We start from the raw sequence: 1,157 nt of genomic DNA, 5'->3' as shown, positions 1-1,157 counted from the left end.
GGCGGGCAACCGTCCTCGCCATTCTTGGCGTAATAGGTGTAGACGGTCTTGATGCCGCTGGATTCGACCTGTTCAGTCTGGTTGCCATGCTCATCGTAAGCGCTGAGGGCGATTTCGGCACGGTATTGGGTCGCGTCGTTGTCCAACTCCCAACTGGTGGTGACTTCCTTGGGAAACTGGAATTGCGGGACCTGGCGCTCGAAAGCCACATCTTCGGCGTAGTACTGGGTCCTGACGCGCTTGATGCAGTGTTCCTGCGTGGTTTTTTCTTCCGTCAGCAGGTGAAAGCGGTTATAGCTGCGTTCGACCTGGCGCACCACCTGCCCGCCGACCATCAGGCTGGCGGTGCTGCCGTATTCATAGCGGGCGTCGAGTTTGTACAGCGGGTCCATCCCGTCTTCCCAACTGACGGTTTCACCGGCACCGAGGAAGTTACGGCCGGTGTAGCTGAAGACCATGTCGATCATCGTTTCATCGGCGTTCGATTGACCGAAATCGGGGTAATTGCGATGACGGGTGACCCGGGGCAGGTTGGACCGCACGACGCCGCCTGGATAGGGATGGCCGGTGTCGGCGTATTCGATGGTTTCGTGGCCGCCCACCGGGGTCTTGACCTCGTGCAGGCACAGAATGTTACGGATCGGTCCGTTGCCATAGCCAAAACGCCAGGAGCCCTTGTCAGGGGTGGGCAATACAATCTCAGTGACCCAGCCCCTGGCATTGAGCTTCATTTCGTAGCGCGCCAGCGCCGCGCCGTCGGGGCCTTCGGGACGCACGAGAATTTCCACCCACTCATCGCCAGAGTGGCGGTTAATGCGCAGCAGTTCGCCCTGGGCGTCGCTGATGCTTTGCAGGCACTGTCCGCCCCTGAATGACGTATAAGCCAGCGTGAGGCTGTGGCCGGCGGGCGACTTGAGGCTCACGGGCAAGGCGACCCGGGTAAGAGCGCCGCCAACCTGGAGTTCCTCGACCATTCCGGACTTGTGCAGGATGCGATAGCGTTCGTTGCCCAGGTTCTCGAAGTGGAAACTGTCGAGTTTCTTTTCCTTGATGTCCGGCAGGGGCCCACTGCCGGTCACCTTGAAGGTCTCCCCGGTACTCAGGGCCAGGATGCTGTCGCTGGGCGTGAACTGGCTCAGGTTCAGGTTCCAGCCGAC

1 pseudogene is annotated in these 1,157 nt (G+C 60.5%); it reads right to left on the bottom strand.

The features are described 5' to 3' along the window. A pseudogene (locus N4Q37_RS27615) lies at nt 1-1,157 on the bottom strand (sugar-binding protein); the annotation flags it as partial.

Source organism: Pseudomonas citri (assembly GCF_025336485.1).
In the GTDB taxonomy this organism is placed as follows: domain Bacteria; phylum Pseudomonadota; class Gammaproteobacteria; order Pseudomonadales; family Pseudomonadaceae; genus Aquipseudomonas; species Aquipseudomonas citri.
This window is presented reverse-complemented; position numbering and strand designations above follow the sequence as displayed.